17 protein-coding genes are annotated in these 18,739 nt (G+C 68.8%); 10 read left to right on the top strand and 7 right to left on the bottom strand.

Annotated features, from left to right (window positions below; genetic code table 11):
* The first annotated feature begins 43 nt into the window (after positions 1-43).
* From AB7878_RS01655 to AB7878_RS01635, 5 genes are all read left to right on the top strand, one after another.
* Entirely contained in the window at positions 44-553 is a 510-nt protein-coding gene (locus AB7878_RS01655) for a DUF1697 domain-containing protein (RefSeq protein WP_369492685.1), read from the top strand.
* A gap of 58 nt (positions 554-611) precedes the next feature.
* A complete protein-coding gene (locus tag AB7878_RS01650; protein WP_369495699.1) occupies positions 612-1,442 on the top strand; it encodes a class I SAM-dependent methyltransferase in 831 nt (276 codons plus the stop codon).
* 107 nt (positions 1,443-1,549) lie between these two features.
* A complete protein-coding gene (bla, locus tag AB7878_RS01645) occupies positions 1,550-2,422 on the top strand; it encodes a class A beta-lactamase (protein WP_369492684.1) in 873 nt (290 codons plus the stop codon).
* A gap of 135 nt (positions 2,423-2,557) precedes the next feature.
* A complete protein-coding gene (locus tag AB7878_RS01640; RefSeq protein ID WP_369492683.1) occupies positions 2,558-3,355 on the top strand; it encodes a hypothetical protein in 798 nt (265 codons plus the stop codon).
* 266 nt (positions 3,356-3,621) lie between these two features.
* Positions 3,622-3,870, top strand: coding sequence for a hypothetical protein (locus AB7878_RS01635; protein WP_369492682.1), 249 nt, complete (start codon positions 3,622-3,624; stop codon positions 3,868-3,870).
* Between the two features lie 183 nt (positions 3,871-4,053).
* Here AB7878_RS01635 and AB7878_RS01630 read toward each other — a convergent pair whose 3' ends face one another.
* Together AB7878_RS01630 and AB7878_RS01625 are read right to left on the bottom strand one after the other, a co-directional pair.
* Positions 4,054-6,255, bottom strand: a complete 2,202-nt coding sequence (locus AB7878_RS01630) for a penicillin acylase family protein (RefSeq protein WP_369492681.1) — start codon at positions 6,253-6,255, stop codon at positions 4,054-4,056.
* Positions 6,256-6,434: 179 nt separating this feature from the next.
* A complete protein-coding gene (locus AB7878_RS01625; RefSeq protein WP_369492680.1) occupies positions 6,435-7,646 on the bottom strand; it encodes a YXWGXW repeat-containing protein in 1,212 nt (403 codons plus the stop codon).
* 403 nt (positions 7,647-8,049) lie between these two features.
* Between AB7878_RS01625 and AB7878_RS01620 the strand changes: the two genes are divergently transcribed.
* Positions 8,050-8,826 (top strand): iron-containing redox enzyme family protein, encoded by a 777-nt coding sequence (locus AB7878_RS01620; RefSeq protein ID WP_369492679.1) that lies wholly within the window; start codon positions 8,050-8,052, stop codon positions 8,824-8,826.
* Between the two features lie 75 nt (positions 8,827-8,901).
* Complete coding sequence (locus AB7878_RS01615; RefSeq protein ID WP_369492678.1) at positions 8,902-11,637, top strand: putative bifunctional diguanylate cyclase/phosphodiesterase; 2,736 nt, start codon at positions 8,902-8,904, stop codon at positions 11,635-11,637.
* Positions 11,638-11,639: 2 nt separating this feature from the next.
* Here AB7878_RS01615 and msrA read toward each other — a convergent pair whose 3' ends face one another.
* Positions 11,640-12,314, bottom strand: a complete 675-nt coding sequence (msrA, locus tag AB7878_RS01610; RefSeq protein ID WP_369492677.1) for a peptide-methionine (S)-S-oxide reductase MsrA — start codon at positions 12,312-12,314, stop codon at positions 11,640-11,642.
* Between the two features lie 107 nt (positions 12,315-12,421).
* Between msrA and AB7878_RS01605 the strand changes: the two genes are divergently transcribed.
* Positions 12,422-13,237, top strand: a complete 816-nt coding sequence (locus AB7878_RS01605; protein WP_369492676.1) for an arylamine N-acetyltransferase family protein — start codon at positions 12,422-12,424, stop codon at positions 13,235-13,237.
* A gap of 13 nt (positions 13,238-13,250) precedes the next feature.
* On the opposite strand, the gene AB7878_RS01600 is transcribed toward AB7878_RS01605, so the two are convergent.
* Genes AB7878_RS01600 through AB7878_RS01590 form a run of 3 tightly spaced genes read right to left on the bottom strand, consistent with a single transcriptional unit; the run spans position 13,251 to position 14,345 of the window.
* Positions 13,251-13,475 carry an RNA-binding S4 domain-containing protein gene (locus AB7878_RS01600; protein ID WP_369492675.1) on the bottom strand — a complete coding sequence of 75 codons (225 nt, stop codon included), beginning with the start codon at positions 13,473-13,475 and terminating at the stop codon, positions 13,251-13,253.
* A gap of 16 nt (positions 13,476-13,491) precedes the next feature.
* Positions 13,492-13,935: a barstar family protein gene (locus AB7878_RS01595; RefSeq protein ID WP_369492674.1), complete on the bottom strand. Its 444-nt coding sequence runs from the start codon at positions 13,933-13,935 to the stop codon at positions 13,492-13,494.
* The gene (locus AB7878_RS01590) at positions 13,932-14,345 is read right to left on the bottom strand and encodes a guanyl-specific ribonuclease (RefSeq protein WP_369492673.1); all 414 of its coding nucleotides are present in this window, start codon (positions 14,343-14,345) and stop codon (positions 13,932-13,934) included. The genes AB7878_RS01595 and AB7878_RS01590 overlap by 4 nt, the downstream gene beginning before the upstream one ends.
* Positions 14,346-14,481: 136 nt before the next feature.
* On the opposite strand from AB7878_RS01590, the gene AB7878_RS01585 reads away from it, so the two are divergent.
* Entirely contained in the window at positions 14,482-16,026 is a 1,545-nt protein-coding gene (locus AB7878_RS01585; protein WP_369492672.1) for a POT-type proton-dependent oligopeptide transporter, read from the top strand.
* Here AB7878_RS01585 and AB7878_RS01580 read toward each other — a convergent pair.
* Positions 16,014-16,793: a phosphatase PAP2 family protein gene (locus tag AB7878_RS01580; RefSeq protein ID WP_369492671.1), complete on the bottom strand. Its 780-nt coding sequence runs from the start codon at positions 16,791-16,793 to the stop codon at positions 16,014-16,016. The two genes, AB7878_RS01585 and AB7878_RS01580, sit on opposite strands and share 13 nt — an antisense overlap.
* Positions 16,794-16,914: 121 nt before the next feature.
* On the opposite strand from AB7878_RS01580, the gene AB7878_RS01575 reads away from it, so the two are divergent.
* Positions 16,915-18,570: a serine hydrolase gene (locus AB7878_RS01575; protein ID WP_369492670.1), complete on the top strand. Its 1,656-nt coding sequence runs from the start codon at positions 16,915-16,917 to the stop codon at positions 18,568-18,570.
* The last annotated feature ends 169 nt before the right edge of the window (positions 18,571-18,739 follow it).

Genomic DNA, 18,739 nt, shown 5'->3' with positions numbered 1-18,739 from the left:
CGCGCCACGCGACGACTCCAGTCCCCGACCACGGAGATTCCACATGCAAACCCATATCGCCCTGTTGCGCGCGGTGAACGTGGGCGGCACCGGCAAGCTGCCGATGGCCGAGTTGCGCGCGATGTGCGAGCAGGCGGGCTTCGCGGACGTGTGCACCTACATCGCCAGCGGCAACGTGGTGTTCCGCAGCGCGTTGCCGGAACACAAGGTGGCGGCGGCACTGGAGGCGCGGCTGGCGGCGTATGCCGGCAAGCCGGTGGGCGTGCTGGTGCGCACGGCGGCCGAGATGGCCGAGGTGCTGGCGGCCAATCCGTTTCCCGACGCGCCGGGCAAGCGCGTGGTGGCGATCTTCCTGGACAGCCCGCCGCCGGCCGACGCGCTGGAACACGCCAGTGGTCGCAGGCACGAAGCGATGGCGCTGGGCCGGCGCGAGATCTACGTGCACTACGGCGAAGGCATGGCCGATTCGCGCCTGCGCATTCCCGCGGCCAAGGCCGGCACGGCGCGCAACCTCAACACCGTCGCCAAGCTGGCGGTAATGGCGGCGACATGAGGCGGACGGGTGGCCGACTCTTCCGTCTCGGCGATGCGAGCCGGAGACCGTGCGCGTGATGGGCGACGCCTTGCTTGCCTTGGTCGAAGCGCTGGAACACGAGCGTTCGCTGGATGCCCCGGATCGCCTGCGTGAGCGCATCGAGGCGCTCGATCGTCTGGATGCGCTCGCGCCTGCCGAGGACGAGGGGGCGCTCGCTCGGCGTGCCCGGGCGATCCGGCAGCGGCTGGAGGCGGCCAACGCGCTGCAGTTCGAAGCCATCCGCGCGGCGATCCGGCGGGGCGGGGGCCGCGATGCGCTCGGGCTTGCCGACGATGACGAGGCATGCCGCGCCGGCGACGCCTACGATTGGCGCGACGAACTGGTCGCCGGCGTGTTGCCGTTCGGTGAACCGGGGGAAGCGGCCGCGCTGGCGCCGGAGATGGTGTTCTACCAGCCCACGCCGGCGCGGCATGTGTTCGACCTGCTCGATCGTCTTGCGCTGGATGCGGACGACGTGCTGGTCGACCTGGGTTCGGGTCTCGGCCATGTGCCGCTGCTCACCGCGATCCGCACGCCGGCGCGCGGCATCGGCATCGAGATCGAGCCGGCCTACGTGGCGGTTGCGCGCGCCTGCGCGCAAGCGCTGCAACTGGCGAACGCGCAGTTCGTGCACGGCGATGCGCGTGCAACGGATTTCGCCGTCGGCAGCGTGTTCTACCTCTACACGCCGTTCACCGGCTCGGTCCTGCGCCGCGTGCTGGATGCGTTGCGGCACGAGGCGTTGTGCCGCGCTTTCCGCGTGTGCGGTTTCGGACCGTGCACGGGCGTGCTGGCTGCCGAGCCATGGCTGGCCGGCGAGGATGCGCCGATGCACGGCCGCGTGGCGATCTTCCGCACGCGCTGCTGAGCCGGCGAGCTGCCTCGACCTTGCCACATGCACCGCCCGGAAAAGTCCGGGCATGCATGCAGAGTGGCGGCTCGATGCGTTTCCCGTGCACCCGTCAAGGAACTCCCATGGATCGACGTACCCTGCTGAAAACCACCTTGCTGGGCGCCTCGGCGCTCGCCCTCGGCCCCGCGTTCGCGCGCGCTGGGCGCACATCGGATGTCGAAGCCCGGCTGGCCGCGCTGGAGCGGCGCCATGGCGGGCGCCTGGGCGTGGCCATCCTCGACACCGGCAATGGTCGTCGCCACGGCCATCGCGCGGACGAACGCTTCCTGATGTGCAGCACGCACAAGCTGCTGACGGTGGGTGCGGTGCTGGCGCGGGTGGATCGCGGCGTCGAACGGCTGGACCGGCGCGTGGTGTTCGGGCGCGACGTGGTGTTGTCCTGGGCGCCGGTGACCAGCAAGCACGTGGGTGCGCCGGGCATGAGCGTGGCCGAACTGTGCGAGGCGGCGATCACGGTGAGCGACAACACGGCGGACAACCTGCTGCTGCGCAACCTGGGCGGGCCGCCTGCGGTGACGGCGTTCGCGCGCAAGCTGGGCGATCCTCTCACCCGGCTGGACCGCTACGAACCCGAGCTCAATGACGGCGCGCCGGGCGACCTGCGCGACACCACCACGCCGGATGCCATGGTCGGCAACCTGCGCGCCCTGCTGCTCGGCGACATGCTGTCCGCGGCTTCGCGCGAGCGGCTGGCGGCGTGGATGCGCGCCGCCAGCACCGGCCTCGACAAGCTGCGTGCCGGCATGCCCTCCAGCTGGCAGGCGGGCGACAAGACCGGCAGCGGCGCCCACGATGAAACCAACGATGTCGCGATCTTCTGGCCGCCGCAACGCAAGCCATTGCTGGTGACGACCTACCTGGCAGGCTCGACGGCGGACGCGGCTGGGCGCAGCGCCGTGCTGGCCGAAGTGGGGCGGATCGCCGCGTCAGTTTGAGTCCACGGTGGCATCCCCGGGTGGCGTCCCGCGCGACAGCCGCTGAAAAATCCCCGGTGCCCTGTCGATTTCCGACGACGCCATTCGTCGTTTCCGCAAAGGCCGGGTGGGCCGGCCTTGTCCGGGGAACAGACGATGCGCGCGACGCTGCATTCAAAAGCCGATTCCGTGGAAGCGACCATGCGTGGGAACAGGATCGGCGCAACCGCGATCCAGTGCTTCGCATGGCTGGTCGGACTTGGCACGGCACACCTGGTGTTCGCGCAGGATGCCGCGGCCCGCTATCCGAAGATGGCTCCGGTCGACCAGTACCTCATGGCGGATCGGGGCGCGGAGATCGCCTTGGCGCGCAGTGCGGCGCCGGAATCCATTTCCCGCGATGCGACGGTCCTGGTCCTGGGACGCAAGGGTTACGAGACAGCGGTCGCAGGCAGGAACGGTTTTGTCTGCTTCGTGGGCAGGAGCTGGCTGGGGCCGTTCGACTGGCCCGAATTCTGGAACCCGAAGGTGCGGGCCGCCGATTGCCTGAATCCCCAGGCGGCACGTTCGGTCGTGCCCATCGTTGATCTGCGCGCCAGGATGGTGTTGGCGGGTCGTTCCAGGGCGGAGACCGTGTCGGCACTCAAGGCGGCGTTCGGGAACGGACAGCTGCCGGATCTCGAAAGCGGCGCCATGGATTACATGATGTCGAAGTCGGCCTATCTGACCGATGAAGGGGGCCACGACATGCCCCATCTCATGTTCTACACGCGCGTCAAGGATGGCAGGGATTGGGGCGCTGGCGCGGCGGGATCGCCGGTCATGTCCAGTCCCTACTGGTTCATCGCTCCCTCGGAACAACCGCAAGCGAAGGGGTTGCCGTCAATACTCGTGTTCCTGGTCGCGGCCCCGAACTGGTCGGACGGGACGCCTGCAGGCATGCACGATGACTGATGCGTGTGCGGTTTGGTGGCGGGAGCGGTCCAGCGTGCCAGCGAGCTTCCGACGCATCGGAATACTGCCCGGCTGTTGCCGGAATCCGCAGCTTTCCGCGTCGTGGCGATGTTAAACGCGCCTTCATGCAATGACTCCGGAATATCGACAAATGCCCCGGTAGGGTCCCTGTGCGAGCGCGGCATCTCGGTTTCGCCGTGGAAGTGGAGCATGAGGCTGCAACAGCGCCGCGCTCGCACCCAACCCCCGCAACGGAGACCTCACATATGAAAGGTTTAGTCACGGCAGGGCTGCTGGTTGCAGCTGCGCTGGCATTGTCGGCGTGCGGCAAGAGCGGCGAGATGACACCCTCGTCCGAGGCTCCCGATCACGCGGCGAGCGCACAGGCACCGGCGGCGACACCACCGGCCACGCCACCGCCAGCGACGCCGGCCACCGCTCCCGAGCCCGCGGCGACCGGCGCCGCGCCGCCGTCGGCCTCGACCGCCGCAAGCGGGGCGAACCCGCAGCAGTAGCGACACCTCCGAAAGTATCGAGGTCGTTGCGCGGACCATGGATGGCCTGCCACGACACGTGCAGATGATCGTCGAAGGCGGCCCGGACCCGGGCCGCCTTCGCAATGCCGCAAGTCACCACATCAGGGCGCGCGTTCGCCAAAGGTTGGCGACGGCACCGGGTGGATCAGCGGGCTCGCTCGTTCATTGGCCGGGGTGGTACGTGCGCTCGGTGTGCCCCTTGAGCTGGTCGGGCCAGAAATACACCGTGCGCAGGTTGCCGCTGGCGTAGCGTTCGGCCTCGTCGGCGAAATGCGGTGAACCGGGATGGCCGCTTTCGCCGCCGGCGGTGACGGCGCGTGCACTCACTCGCGGGCCGAACTCCACCACCGCCACGAAGCTGTTGCCGCTGGAACCGTAGTAGCGCTTGGTGCCGGGCCAGCGGTGCGCGCCGAACGAGGCCAGCGAACCCCAGCGCGAGGAGACGAACGGCACCGGCATGCTGGGCTTCGCATCGTCGAAGTGCGGCTTGATCGCGTCGTCGAGGCGCTGGAAGCGGTTGATCTCGCCCCAGGCCACGCCCCAGCTGCCGAAATCCTGTTGCAGGCGATCCACCGCTTCGCCCAGCGCGCGCAGGCGTTCCTGCGCACCGTTCGCGCGGACGATGTAATCGTAGGGCGAGACGCCCGCGGCCTTCGCCTTGGGCACGCTTTCGTCCCACAGCGTGTCGCCCCAGAACACCGCCAGCGAAGTAGGCATGGAGGCGATGCCCCAGCGGCAGTCCCAGTGCCGCAGCAGTTCCACCGGGCCGGCCAGCTTCGCCTTCAACGGATCGTGGGCGGGCAGGGCGTCGTAGTCCTGCGCGAGGAGGGGGATGAGCTTCGCGAACTCGGGCAGGTACGAGTCGAACGCGGTGGTGATCAGTTTCGGCATCGAGAAGCCACGTGCATCGGTGAGCATCCGCGTGGCGTGGAGGCCGCGCGGGTTCTCGCCGAAGGTGTCCATGTAGCGCGGGAAGTCGGCCTGCTTCGGGCTGTACCTGCCGGCGGCGGAATACGGCCAATCGTTGGTGTTCATCGCCCAGCCGCTCGGCGGGTTCACCGCCTGCGGCAGTTCGTTCAATGGCGTGAGTCCCTGCCAATCGGTGGCCGGGTCGCTGCCGTCCACGGGTTTCGTGTAGTCGAAGCGGTTGTCGCGTTTCGGCACGAACTGCGGCATCAGGAACGCGATCTCGCCCTTGTCGTCGGCGAACAACGTGTTGTTGGAGGAGTTGGCCTTGAGTTCGGCCACCTGCATGTAGCTGGCGTAGTCGTGCGCCTTGGTGCGCAGCCAGCTCTGCTCCAGCGCGGCGATGGGCTTGTCCATCAGCGCCTCGGCGATCCACTTGCCGTTCTCGCGCTTCACGATCGGGCCGTGGTGGGTGAAGTACGCGGTGAAGCGACGCGTCTTCGACGTGCCATCGGCTGCGCGGTAGCGCACCGCAATCTCGCGCTCGGTCACCGGGCGCAGCGCCTTGCCGTAGCGGTAGAAGAGCTTGTCGTCCTTGTGTTCGATGGTCTCGGCGAATTCGTCCACCGCGTCGAGGCCGGTGGAGGTATGCATCCAGCCGATGTGCCGGTTGAAGCCCTGGTAGACGAAGAACTGGCCCCAGGTCACCGCGCCGTAGGCATCCAGACCCTCGTCGCTCGTCATCTGCAGTTCGGAGCGGAAATAGAACGAGGTGTGCGGGTTGATCAAGAGCAGTGCATGGCCGTCGGTGGTGAGCTTCGGCGCGATCGCGATGCCGTTGGAGCCGGTGGGCTCGGCCCAGCTGGGCGGGTTGACTGTGGCCAGCGCGGGATGCGCGTCGCCGTAGAACGCGGCGAGATCCTTCAGCGAGACGCGCTCGATGTCGCCGCCGATGCTGCCCTCGGTGAAGGACAGCGCCATCCACGGTTCGAAATGCGCGATCACCTTCGGGTGCACGTCCGGGTGCGTGGCGAGGTACCAGTTGAGGCCGTCGGCCCAGGCGTCCATCAGCTTGCGCAGCCAGTCGGGGCTTTGCGCGTAGAGCTTCTTCAGCTTGACCGGATTGACCCACAACTGCTGGCGCAGGTCCTGCCAGATCGCGGTTTCGCCCTCGGCCTGCGCCGTCCAGCCCAGCGCGGTGAGGTAGTTTGTCTCCACGCGGTTGAAGTCGTCTTCGGCCTGGGCGTAGGCCATGCCGAATACCGCGTCGGCGTCGGTCTTGCCGTGCACATGGGCGATGCCCCAGTCGTCGCGGGTGATGGTGACGGCTTGCGCCTCGCGCTGCAGGCGTGCGTGCTCGGTGGTCTGCGCCGGCGCCGCGGCGGTGAAGCCCAGCGCGAGCAGGAGCAGCCACGGGCGGGCGCGGCGCAGGACGGAAGTCGGATGGCGTGCGGACATGCAGGTTCCCCGTGGCATGCGCCCGGTCGACGCGCGGTGGTGCGCGCCGCGTCGGCGCGGGCAGGTTGACGGGGCATCTTGCGTGGCTCGGTCCGATCCGGCAAGGCAACGCATGGCCTACACGAACGAACAGGCCCACCATGCGGTGGGCCTGTTCGCTTTGCGCATGCCGTGACGAATCAGTGGCGCTTGTCGTCGCGACGGTCCTGGTGCGCGGCCGGCGCGGCCCGGCCTTGCGGGGCCGCCGTATGCGTGTACTGGGCGGGGCGGGCCTCGGCCTGTCGATACGCGGGCTGCGCGTAGTGCTGCTGGGCCGGTCGATAGGCAGGCTGCGCGTAATGCGGCTCCGGACGATAAGCCTGCGACGGCGCGCCCTGCGGCCGGTACGGCATGCCGCGCCCACCGTTGTCCGTCGGCTGGTAACGGGCCGATGTACGGTTGGGCTGCGCCCCGTAGGCATTCGGCCTCGCCTGCTCGCGGTTCGGGGACGCCGGGTTGTAGCGGTTTTCGCCGATCGGTCGCATCGCCGCATCGGATCGCATCGCCGCATTGCCATGCGGCGCGAAGCTGGCCGAACGCAGCGCGTTGCCGCGTTGCGGGTTGCCGGCAGTTTGCGGCGCAAGCCGCGTTTCGCGGACCGCCGCCGGCGCCACGCCGTGCCCATTGAACACGCCCGCCCGCGGCGTAGCCGCGATCGGCGGCTGGCCGTGGTTCTGCGAGGCGCGCAGCGACGGCATGCGGCTGGCCATGGCGCGCTGCTGCAGCTGTGCCGCCACCGGTGCGGTGTGCGGCTCGCGGCTCCAGGCCAGCTGCTCCGGGGTGGCGCGTGCCGCGATGCCGCGCGGGCCGCCGTTGTAGCTGGTGCGGTTGACGATCGTGGTGTTGTTGATCACCGTCCTGTTGTAGACGTTGGTGATGTTGTTGGTGACGTGGTTCACCGTGCGGTTGTAGTAGAAGCCGTTGCCGCGCCAGTAGCCGCCGTCATAGCCGCGGCCGCCATAGCCGTAGCCGTAGTCGATGCCGCCGTAGAAGCCCACGTGGCGACCCCAGTAGCCGGCATGGAAGAGGTAGACGCCGCCGCTCCAGCCCCAGTAGCCCGGCGTCCACAGCGCGCCGACAAACGGCGCCAGCACCCAGGTGCCCGGCACCCAGTAGTACTCGTAGCCGTCCCAGGCCCAGTAACCCGGTGTCCAGATGTAGCCCGGGCCGGGGATCGCCGGCTGCACGTAGACCGGCAGCGCGGGCGGTGCGATGTTCACCGAGACGAACACGCCGGCATGCGCGCGGCCCGGTACGGCGGCAAGCGCGGCCGCAGCGAGCAGGGCTGCCGCGCCGCGCACCAGCCATTGCTGGCGCAGTGAAAAGCCGTTCGTGGTGATGCGGTTGTGCATGGCGACCTCCCGGTGGCTGTGTGTGCATCAATAACGCAGGAGCGGTCGTGCTGGCGACGGACCTTCCGTGGCGGGTTGCGCATCGGTTCAGCGCCGCGTACCTGCCGGGGATCGGCTGTTTCCATGGCAGGCCTTGTGCGCCAAGGGCTGGCGGCTTTCCGTACCGCAGCTTAATCGGCGCAGGCTCGCGGCCGGTCCGGGGGCCGTCGCCCGGCACATGCAGCATCCGCGGCATGAGGGCGGCAGCATCCGCCGGGCCGCGTGACAATCGGGCTTCAGCACACGAGGACATCCGTCGCCGGCATGGCGACGGGGCACGGCCGGTTTGCGGGCGCCCGGCCCCCGAGTCGGCCGTCGGACGGCAGTACCCCGCCGGGCATCACAACCGACAGTGGAGAATCACATGCATACCCGTTTTGAACGTACCGGTCCGCTCACCGAACTGGGCAGCTACCCGCAGTGGGCGCAGGACATGGTGGCCGATTGCGAGCAGGCGAAGCAGGGCATCCTCGGCCATGAAGTGTGGGCGCGGATGAGCGAGGCCCGCCTCGACCCGGCGTCCACGCGCAACTTCATGGTGGGCGTGTGGCCGGTGATCGAACGCTTCCCGGCCTACATGGCCCACAACCTGTTGAAGACCCGCTACGGCCGCAGCCCGGGCGACAACCTCGCCCGGCGCTGGCTGGTGCGCAACATCCGCGTCGAGCAGAACCACGCCGAGTACTGGCTGAACTGGGCCGAGGGGGCCGGAGTGCCGGAGGAGGAGGTGACGACGGGGCGGCCGCCGGTGGGCAGTCAGGCGCTGGCCGCGTGGTGCGAGGAGGCGAGCCGCAGCGGCGACCTGGCGGCAGGCATCGTGGCCACCAATTACGCCGTGGAGGGAGCCACCGGCGAATGGTCGCAGCGGATCTTTGAAAGCACCGCCTACGCGGAAAGCCTGCCGAAGGAGGGGCGCGCCAGGAGCTTGCGTTGGCTTCAACTTCACGCGGCCTATGACGATACTCATCCTTGGGAGGCGCTGGAGATCGTCTGCGCCCTGGTCGGCACGACGCCGGGGGCAGACCAGGTCCGTCATCTGGGCGAATGCGTGCGCCGCAGTTACACGAGCATGTGCATCACCTTGGATCATTGCATCGAGAGGCAGGGCAGGCTGGATGTGCGGGCAGGGGCCGCAGCCTGATTCCACGGGCCTTTGACAGGGGGCGCGCCGGCAACATGGCGCGCTTGTTGCTTTAGAATCGGCACGATGCAGAGCATGACTTCCAACCAGCGAAGATCATTGTCGCAGCACCTGCTACCGCTGGCGGTGGCGCTGTCGTTGGTGGTCGGCCTGGTCCTCGCCCTGACTTGGGGAGCCCTGCAGATCCAGGTCACTCTCGCCGGTTTCCTCAACGGCGAGAGTGTCTGGTCCAAGGCGCAGAAGCAGGCGGTGATCGACCTCGAGAGCTACGCCCAGAGCGGTCGCACCGACCTGCTGGCCGACTACCGGAAGAACATGGCGGTGCTCGCCGCGGACCGCTGGGCCCGCGACGCGATCGCCAGCGGCCATTTCGACCATGCGAGGGTTCGGCAGTCGTTCCGCGATGCGCACGTGATACCGGAAGCGATCGACGGCATGATTTTCATGCTGCATTACTTCTCCTCGGCGCCTTACATGAACCAGGCCATCGCGGCGTGGTATTCCACCGATGCCACCATCGACGGGCTGGACCGCATCGCCGACGAATTGCAGCGGGCCCACGCCGACGGCAGCATCACGCCCGCCATGGCGGCGGCCGCACGCGAACGCATCGCGGAGTCCAATCGGTTCATCGAACCGCGCAGCAACCTGTTCTCGTCGCAGATCGCCGACGGCGCGGCCTGGATCGGCACCGTGCTGTTCCTGACCGTGCTCGCGGCGGCCGTGCTCGCCTCGCTGCTGTGGTTGCGCATGGCGCGCCGCATCCTGCAAGGCATACGCAGCAGCGAGGAGCGCTATCGCCTGCTGTTCGACAGCGCGAACGACGCGATCCTGATGATCGACGAAAGCCGCGGCCGAATCCTCGAGGCGAACCACACGGCCAAGGCCTGGATCGGTTGCACCAGGGGCCTGCTGGAAGGGCGCCCGTTCGACACGATCTTCGCCGGCGGGCTGCAGCCGCAGGCCAAGCGGGGCACGATCGGCATGCTGCTGACCGACGACGGCAAGCAGCGCCCGGTGGAGATCGAGAGCAGCCTGGTCACCTGGAGCGGCCGTCAGGTGCGGCAGGCGATCATCCGCGACATTTCCGAGCGCGTGACGATGGAGCGCGAGCGCCGGGTGGCCGCCGAGGCGCTGGCCGGCATCGCCGAGGGCGTGATCATCGCCGATGCCGAACGCCGGGTGGTCTCGGTCAATGCCGCCCATGCCGAAATCACCGGCTTCGACGCGCAGGCCTTGCTGGGGCGGCGCTTCGACGAGACCCGTCGCATGCCCGATGGCGAACCCCTGCCGGAGTCCGTCTGGAGCGGGCTGGCGGGCGGCCGCCACTGGAATGGCGAGGTGCAGAGCCGGCGCCAGGACGGCAGCAGCTACCCCGAGCAGTTGAGCATCAGCGCGATCCGCGACGTGCAGCACCACGTGCTGCATTACGTGGCCGTATTCAGCAACATCCATGTGGCCAAGGCGCAGCGGCAGCGGCTGGAGTACATGGCCACGCACGATCCGCTGACCGGGCTGGCCAACCGCGTTGCGTTCGAGCGGCAGGCCAGCGCCGCGATCGCCGCCGCGTCGCGCACGCGCACCGCGATCGCGGTGCTGTTCATCGACCTGGACGCGTTCAAGATCGTCAACGACAGCTACAGCCATGCGTTGGGCGACCGCGTGTTGCAGAAGGTCGCCGAGCGGATCGGGCGGCAGCTTTCCGAACGGGATGTGGCCGGTCGCATCGGCGGTGACGAGTTCACCGTGCTGCTGGACCGGCTCGAATTGCGCGAGGACGCCGGCGTGGTGGCCGAGCGCCTGCTCGCCTGCCTGGCCGAGCCGATGGTGGTGGACGACTGCGAGATCGTGCTGAGCGCCAGCATCGGCATCGCCGGCTACCCGCTGGACGGCGGCGACGCGACCACGCTGATCGCCAATGCCGATGCCGCGATGTACGTGGCCAAGAGCACCGAGCGCAACACGCTGCGGTTCTACACGCCGATCATGCAGGCCGATGCGCGCCAGCGCCTGCAGCTGGTGTCCGAGTTGCGGCGGGCGCTGGCGAACGAGGAATTCAGCCTGCGCTACCAGCCCAGCATGGACCTGCGCAGCGGCCGCATCGTGGGAGTGGAGGCGCTGCTGCGCTGGGAACACCCGGAGCGTGGCGAATTGCCGCCGGGCGAATTCGTCGCGGTGGCCGAGAGCCTCGGCCTGATCCGCCGTATCGACGAATGGGTGATGCGCACCGCCTGCCGGCAGATTCGCGACTGGGACCGCGCCGGCATGCCGCAGATCCGGGTGGCGGTGAACGTGTCCGCGCGCTGGCTGGCCCATCCCGCCTTCGTCGACGGACTGGGCCGGTCGCTGCGCGAACACCAGGTCGCCCCGCAGCGGCTGGTGCTGGAGATCACCGAGGGCGCCATGCTGGGGCTGGGCGACGACACCGAGCGCACCATGCGCGCGCTGCACGACCTGGGCATCGAGGTGGCGATCGACGACTTCGGCACCGGCTATTCCTCGATGGCCTATCTCAAGCTGCCTGCCGTGACCTGGTTGAAGATCGACCGTTCGTTCATCACCGGGTTGCCGAAGGGCGTCAACGACGTGGCGATCGTCGAGGCGATGCTGGCGATGGCGCGCAGCCTGGGCCTGGGCACCATCGCCGAGGGCATCGAGCAAGAGGCCCAGCACCAGTTCCTGCTGAAGGCCGGCTGCGACGAGGGGCAGGGTTACCTGTATTCGTACCCGCTGCCGGCCGCCGCGCTCGAGCGCCTGATGAACCCGCGTCCGACGCCGGCGCGCCTGAGTCTGGTGCCGCCCAAGCCGTAGGCCTACCTCATGTACAGCGCCGGGAACCACTGCCGCAGGTTGGCGACCTTGGGCGTGTCGTTGATCGCGATGTAGAGGTCGTCGGGGTGGTGGCTGGCGTAGTCCTGGTGCCAGCTTTCCGCCGGATAGAAGGCCTTCAGCGGCACCAGCTGGGTGACGATGGGCGCGGCGTAGATCCCGGCCTTGCCGAGCTGGGCAAGGTAGCCAGCGGCGATGCGCTGCTGCTCGGGGCTGGCGTAGAAGATCATCGAGCGGTATTGCGTGCCGCTGTCCGGCCCCTGCCGATTGAGTTCGGTGGGGTTGGTGGCGACCGAGAAGAACACCTGCAGCAGCTGGCCGTAGCTGACCTGGCTCGGATCGAACACCACCTTCACCGATTCGGCATGCCCGGTGTCGCCTTCGCTGACCAAGTCGTAATGCGCGGTGACGGCGCTGCCGCCGCTGTAGCCGGCCCAGGTCTTGCGCACGCCCTTGACGTGTTCGAACACCTCCTGCACGCCCCAGAAGCAGCCGCCGGCGAACACCGCGACCTGCTCGCCGTGGGCGGCGGCGCGTGGTGCGTCCACGGCCGGTGGCGGCAGCTTCGCGGCGGCCGCGGGCGGCAGCGTGCAGGCGCCGAGCAGGCCCAGGGCGAGCGTGGCGCCCAGGGTACGGAGGGGATGGCGGCAAGTGGACATGGCGGACCTCGCGAGGATGCTTCGATACGCTATTCGCCGGCAGGGGCGGGCCGGTTACCTGCGCGCCGCGCCCGATGCTACCGTGCCGCCTTCACTGGAGTCCCCGCATGTCCGACGCGATCGACCTGGCTGCCTACTTGCAACGCATCGATTACCGCGACGCGCCGGCGCCCGACCTGCCCACGCTGCGCGCGCTGGCGGTGGCGCATGCGGCGGCGATCCCGTTCGAGAACCTCGATCCGCTGTGTGGCATGCCGGTGCGGCTGGAGCTCGATGCGCTGGAACGCAAGCTGCTGCACGAAGGCCGCGGCGGCTACTGCTTCGAACAGAACCTGCTGTTCGCCGCCGCGCTGCGCGCGATCGGATACACGGTGCACGGCCTGATCGCGCGCGTGTTGTGGAACCAGCCCGAGGACGCGGTCACCGCGCAGACCCACATGCTGCTCCAGGTGGAAGTGGACGGCGACAGCTGGCTGACCGACGTGGGCTTCGGCAGCATGAACCTGGCTGGGGCGCTGCGGCTGGAACCCGGCGTGGCGCAGGCCACGGAACTGGAGCCGTTCCGGCTGCTGGAACGGGGTGGCGAATGGCGCATGCAGGCCTGCGTGCGCGGCGACTGGCTGACGCTGTACCGCTTCGACCTGCAGCCGCGCGCCTTCATCGACTACGTGGTGGCGAACCACTACGTGTCCACGTACCCGGAGTCGAATTTCGTGCAGCACCTGATCGCGGCGCGCACCCTGCGCGACCGCCGGCTGACCCTGCGCGACCGCGAGTTCACCGTGCGCCGGCCCGGCGCGGAGCCGGAGCGGCGCACGCTGGGCGACAGCGCGGAGGTGTGCCGGGTGCTGGAGCAGGAGTTCGGACTGCGGCTGCCCGACCGCGCCGCGTTGCAGCGGCGGCTGGACGTTCTGCCCGGGTAGCCCGGCAAACCAGTCAGTTCGGGTCGGCCAGCACGTGGATCTCCTCGTCGCCCATGCTCACCACCTGGCCTGCGTGGATCTTGCAGGTCTTGCGCAGTTCGACGGCGCCATCCACACGTACCACGCCGCTGGCCACCAGGTGCTTGCCGGCGCCGCCGCTGTCGCACAGGCCGACCAGTTTCAGCAGCAGGTTCAGCTCGACGTGGTCGCCGTACAGTTCGAATTCGTGATGGGCCATGGCGTTCCGGTTTGCATTAGTGCGTGGCAGGGATGGCGGCGGGCATGTCCGCCGGCAGCGCAAGGAAGGCGAAGAACGGGCGGTCCGTTTCCTGCGCGAAGGTGGCGGCATCGTCGAGGATGCCGAGCAGCACGTCGTAGTCGCGATCGGCGTCGTGCTGCAGTTCCCCGATGTGCTCGAACAGCAGCACGTGGCCCCAGGCCGGCAACCAGCCGAGGTCGCGCAGGCAGTCGGCCAGCGCGTCCCAGTTGTGGCCGAAATCGGCGGGCAGTGCCAGCGACGCGGCGAGGCGCTGCAGCAGTGCGGCCTTGTCGCGGCAGCCGGCGAGGTCGGTGCGGCACACGGCCAGCTCATCGCGCGTGGCGTTCGCGGCCAGCCGCGCGAGATCGGCATCGCCCACGAAGTACACGCCGTTCTGGCTGGGGCGGGTGAGGTCGGGATCGAGCGGCAGCGCGTTCATCGAGGCACCGCGAACTGGCGGAAGCTGCGGTAGTGGTCGTCGGTGTAGTAGTACACCTCGGGCGGTATCCCGCCGGTGATGATGCGCCGCGTGCCGCGGTTGTGCGCACCGGGCGTGTCCACCGTGTACTCGTGGTAGTAGCCGCGCGGCTGCTTCGGCAGCAGGCCTTCGTAATTGCCGAACACCACGCCGTCCTGACGGTGCGGGAACGGGCCGCCCCGGGCGATCAGCGCCAGCGTGTCGTGCGCCTCGGGCGGCAGAAAGGCCGGCAGCGTGGCGCCGTTGCCGTCGTTCGCCGTGGCAGCGGGCGCGCTTGCCGGGGGGACCGGGGCCGGTGTATGCGCCTGCCGGCTCCACCACAGTGCGACCACGACGATCGCGAGCACGAGCAGCGGTTTCCAGGAACGCATGCGATGACCGGTGGCGGGCGGGAGGCGAGTCTAGCATCGGCTTTTCGCGGCCCGGCTTCCCTGTGCGCAAGAAATTGCGCACACTCGGTGGTCCGGTCGCGGCGAGAGGTGCCGTCGATCCGCCAGGAGCCGAAGCTTGAACATCGCCAGCGACCGCGCGCGCTTGCCGCGACAGATCCCGTACATCATCGGCAACGAGGGCTGCGAGCGTTTCTCGTTCTACGGGATGCGCAACATCCTCACGCCGTTCCTGATCACCAGCCTGCTGCTGTACCTGCCCGAGTCGGAACGGCCCGGCGCGGCGAAGGACGTGTTCCACAGCTTCGTGATCGGCGTGTACTTCTTCCCGCTGCTGGGCGGCTGGCTGGCCGACCGTTTCTTCGGCAAGTACTCGACCGTGCTGTGGATGAGCCTGGTGTATTGCCTGGGCCATGCCTGCCTCGCGATCTTCGAGCACCACCGCACCGGCTTCTTCATCGGCCTGGGATTGATCGCGCTGGGCGCGGGCGGCATCAAGCCGCTGGTGGCTTCGTTCGTGGGCGACCAGTTCGACCAGTCGAACAAACACCTCGCGAAAGTGGTGTTTGACGCGTTCTACTGGATCATCAACTTCGGCTCGTTCTTCGCCTCGCTGCTGATGCCCATCTTCCTGCGCCAGTTCGGCGCCGCGGTGGCGTTCGGCATCCCCGGCGCGCTGATGTTCGTGGCCACCGTGGTGTTCTGGTCCGGGCGCAAGCAGTACGTGATGCTGCCGCCGGCGCCGCCCGACCCGCACGCGTTCTCGCGGGTGATCCGCACCGCCCTGCTGGCGCAGGCGCCGGGGCAGGCGCGGCCGGGTTTGTGGGTGGCGGTGGCCGGCGTGGCGGCGGCCGGTGCCGCGTTCGCGCTGCTGCCCCAGCTCGGCTTCGTGGTCGTCGCCTGCCTCGCCCTGGTGGCGCTGATCGGCGGCGTGGGCGGCGGCGCCTGGCTGCAGATGGAGCGTGCCCGCGGCACGCATCCGGATGCCGCGGTGGACGGCGCGCGCAACGTGCTGCGCGTGCTGGTGATCTTCGCGCTCACCACACCGTTCTTCTCGCTGTTCGACCAGAAGGCTTCGACCTGGGTGCTGCAGGGCAACGAGATGACGATGCCGGCGTGGTTCCAGTCGGCGCAGATGCAGGCGCTGAATCCGCTGCTGGTGATGCTGCTGATCCCGTTCAACAACCTGGTGCTGTACCCGCTGCTGCGTCGCCGCGGCTGGGAACCCACCGCGCTGCGCCGGATGACCGCGGGCATCGCGTTCAGCGGCCTGGCCTGGATCGTGGTGGGCGGCTTGCAACTGCTGCTCGACGGCGGCACGCCGCTGTCGATCTTCTGGCAGGTGCTGCCGTATGCGCTGCTCACCCTGGGCGAGGTGCTGGTCTCGGCGACCGGGCTGGAGTTCGCTTACAGCCAGGCGCCGGCCTCGATGAAGGGCGTGGTGATGAGCTTCTGGAACCTCACCACGACAGTAGGCAATCTCTGGGTGCTCTTGGCCAACGCGGCGGTGCGCAACGAGGCGGTGACCGGCGCGATCGCCGGCACCGGCCTGGGCCTGGTGGCGTTCCAGATGTTCTTTTTCGCGGCGTTCGCGTTGCTCGCCGCGCTGGCTTTCGGCCTGTATGCGCGGCGCTATCGCGAAGTCGACAACTACCGGGCCTGATCGCCGCGCCGCAGCTGCTCGGCCAGCGCAATGCCGATCACCAGCCAGAAGGCGCCCAGCGCGTAGCCGGCCAGCACGTCGGACAGGTAATGCGCCTGCAGCAGCACCCGGCTGAAGCCGACGATGGTGACCAGCGCCACCGCGACGGCGACCGTGTCGCGGTGGCGCGGCGGCGGCCATTGGCGCAGCAGCAGGTAGGCGAGCAGGCCGAAGAACGCCATCGATCCCGCGGCGTGGCCGCTGGGGAAGCTGAAGCCGGCCTCGGCGATGAAGCCGTGGCCGCCGAACGGACGCGGCCGTTGCACGAACTGCTTGACGAGGTGACAGCTGCCCGCAGTGCCGCCCAGCGCGACGCACCAGGGCAGGAACAGCCGCCAGCGCCGGCGCAGCGCCAGCACCAGGGCGACCACGCCGGCGCCCAACGCGATCAGCACGGGATCGCCCAGCTGGGTGACGAGATCGATGGCCTGCAGCATTCCCGGCGAGAGCCTATCGTGCAGGTGCTGCGCCAGCGCCGCGTCGAAGCGCACCAGCGCGGTTTGTGCCCACACCGCCCAGGCCAGCAGGCCGAACAGTGCCGCCAGCAGCGCCAGCAGGACCGCGGCCGTGCCCGGGCGCAACGCGAGGTAACCCTCCCGGCCGGTCGCCGCCAGCCGGCGGCGGCGCGCGCGGCGCCAGCCGAAGTCGGCGACCAACAGGGCCAGGACCAGCACGACGGCCCACAGCGTCAGGGCGTGCTGGCTGATCCAGAGAGGGAGGGCGTCCATGGGGCTCCGGCAGGCTTCTGGGTGACGGCGAAGCTTGCCGGATGGCGGTCGTGACTTCCAGCGCTGGCCCTGTCGCGAAATTGCCGCGATAGTGGCGCGGTTCATGCCACCGGAGTCCGCGATGTTCCAGCGTCAGCTTTCCCTGCGCCTTGCCGTGTGCAGCGCGCTGCTCACCCTCGCCACCGCGGCGGCGGCGCAAGTCGCACCGGCGCCGGTGCCGTCGACGACCGCCGCGGCGACTGCCGTGCAGCCGGCACTGCCGGCCCAGTTGCAGGACTTCGACGCCTACATGGCCGACACCTTGAAGACCTTCAAGGTGCCTGGCATCGCGGTGGCCATCGTGAAGGACGGCAAGGTCGTGCTGGCCAAGGGCTACGGCGTCCGCGAGCTGGGCAAGCCGGACAAGGTCGATGCGGACACGCTGTTCGCGATCGCCTCCAACACCAAGGCGTTCACCGCCGCGGCGCTGCAGATGCTGGCCGACCAAGGCAAGCTGGACATGGACGGCCGGGTGATCGACTACCTGCCGGGGTTCCGCATGAGCGACCCCTACGTGACGCACGAGATGCGCATCCGCGACCTGCTGGCGCATCGCAGCGGCCTCAGCCTCGGCGCGGGTGACCTCTTGTACTGGCCGCCGACCAGCTACACCACCGCGGACGTGGTGAAGCGCCTCGCCGACGTGCCGATCAAGAACAGCTTCCGCGGCCACTACGCCTACGACAACATCCTGTTCGCGGTGGCCACGCTGGTGATCGAAAAGGTCTCCGGCCAGAGCTACGCCGACTACATCCGCCAGCACATCTTCCAGCCGGTGGGCATGGACGAATCGCTGGTCGACATGACCTACCTCAAGCCTGGCATGGACGCGGCCACCGGCCACGCGCCCTACGACTTCAAGGACGTGAAGCCGGTGCCGCCGATGGCCTGGCTCAACGACCCCGGCGCAGGCGGCATCTACGCCAGCGTCGACGACCTCGCCAAATGGATGAACGTGCAACTGGCCGGCGGCGAACTGCCGGACGGCAAGCGGCTGTTCTCCGAGAAGGCGCATCGCGAGATGTGGTCGATGCTGACGCCGATCCCGATCGGCAAGCCCTCGATCCCCGAGCTGACGCCACTGGTGCCGCAGTTCTCCGGCTACGGCGAGGGCTGGTTCCTCAGCGACTACATGGGCAAGAAACTGGTGTGGCACACCGGCGGCTGGCCGGGCTTCGTCTCGCGCCTCACCCTGGTGCCGGGCCAGCATCTGGGCGTGGTGGTGCTGACCAACCAGGAGTCCGGCGCCGCGTTCAACGCGATCACCTACCGCGTGCTCGACGCGTATTTGAACCCCGAGCACAAGACCGACTGGGTGGCGGCCTACGACAAGTCGGTGAAGAAGAGCGAGGCGCGCGCCGACGACAGCTGGGCCAAGCACGAGGCCGCGCGCGACAAGAACGCCAAGCCTTCGCTGCCGCTCGCCGGCTACGTCGGCACCTACCGCGACCCGTGGTACGGCGACATCCTGGTCAGCAGCGAAGGCAGCAAGCTGCGCCTGCGCTTCAGCAAGACGAAGCAACTGGTCGGCACGATGACGCCGTGGCAGCACGACACTTTCATCGTGCGCTGGGACGACCGCTCGCTGAACGCCGATGCTTTCGTCAACTTCGCGCTGGACGACGACGGCCACGTGCGCGAAATGCGCATTCGGCCCATCTCGCCGATGACCGACTTCAGCTTCGATTTCCAGGATCTGCGGCCGGTGCCGGTGCAGGTCACCGACAAGCAGGATTGAGTTTTGAGCCCCTCTCCCGCCGGGAGAGGGGTTGGGGAGAGGGTCCGGTCGAAGCTGGGCGTTGATGCTCGCCGAACCCTCATCCGCCCTTCGGGCACCTTCATTCGGCACATCCATGTACCTCACCTGCGGCGGCTTCGCCGTGCAAATCGGCAATCCTGCCGATTTG

Source organism: Rhodanobacter humi, assembly GCF_041107455.1.
In the GTDB taxonomy this organism is placed as follows: domain Bacteria; phylum Pseudomonadota; class Gammaproteobacteria; order Xanthomonadales; family Rhodanobacteraceae; genus Rhodanobacter_A.
This window is presented reverse-complemented; position numbering and strand designations above follow the sequence as displayed.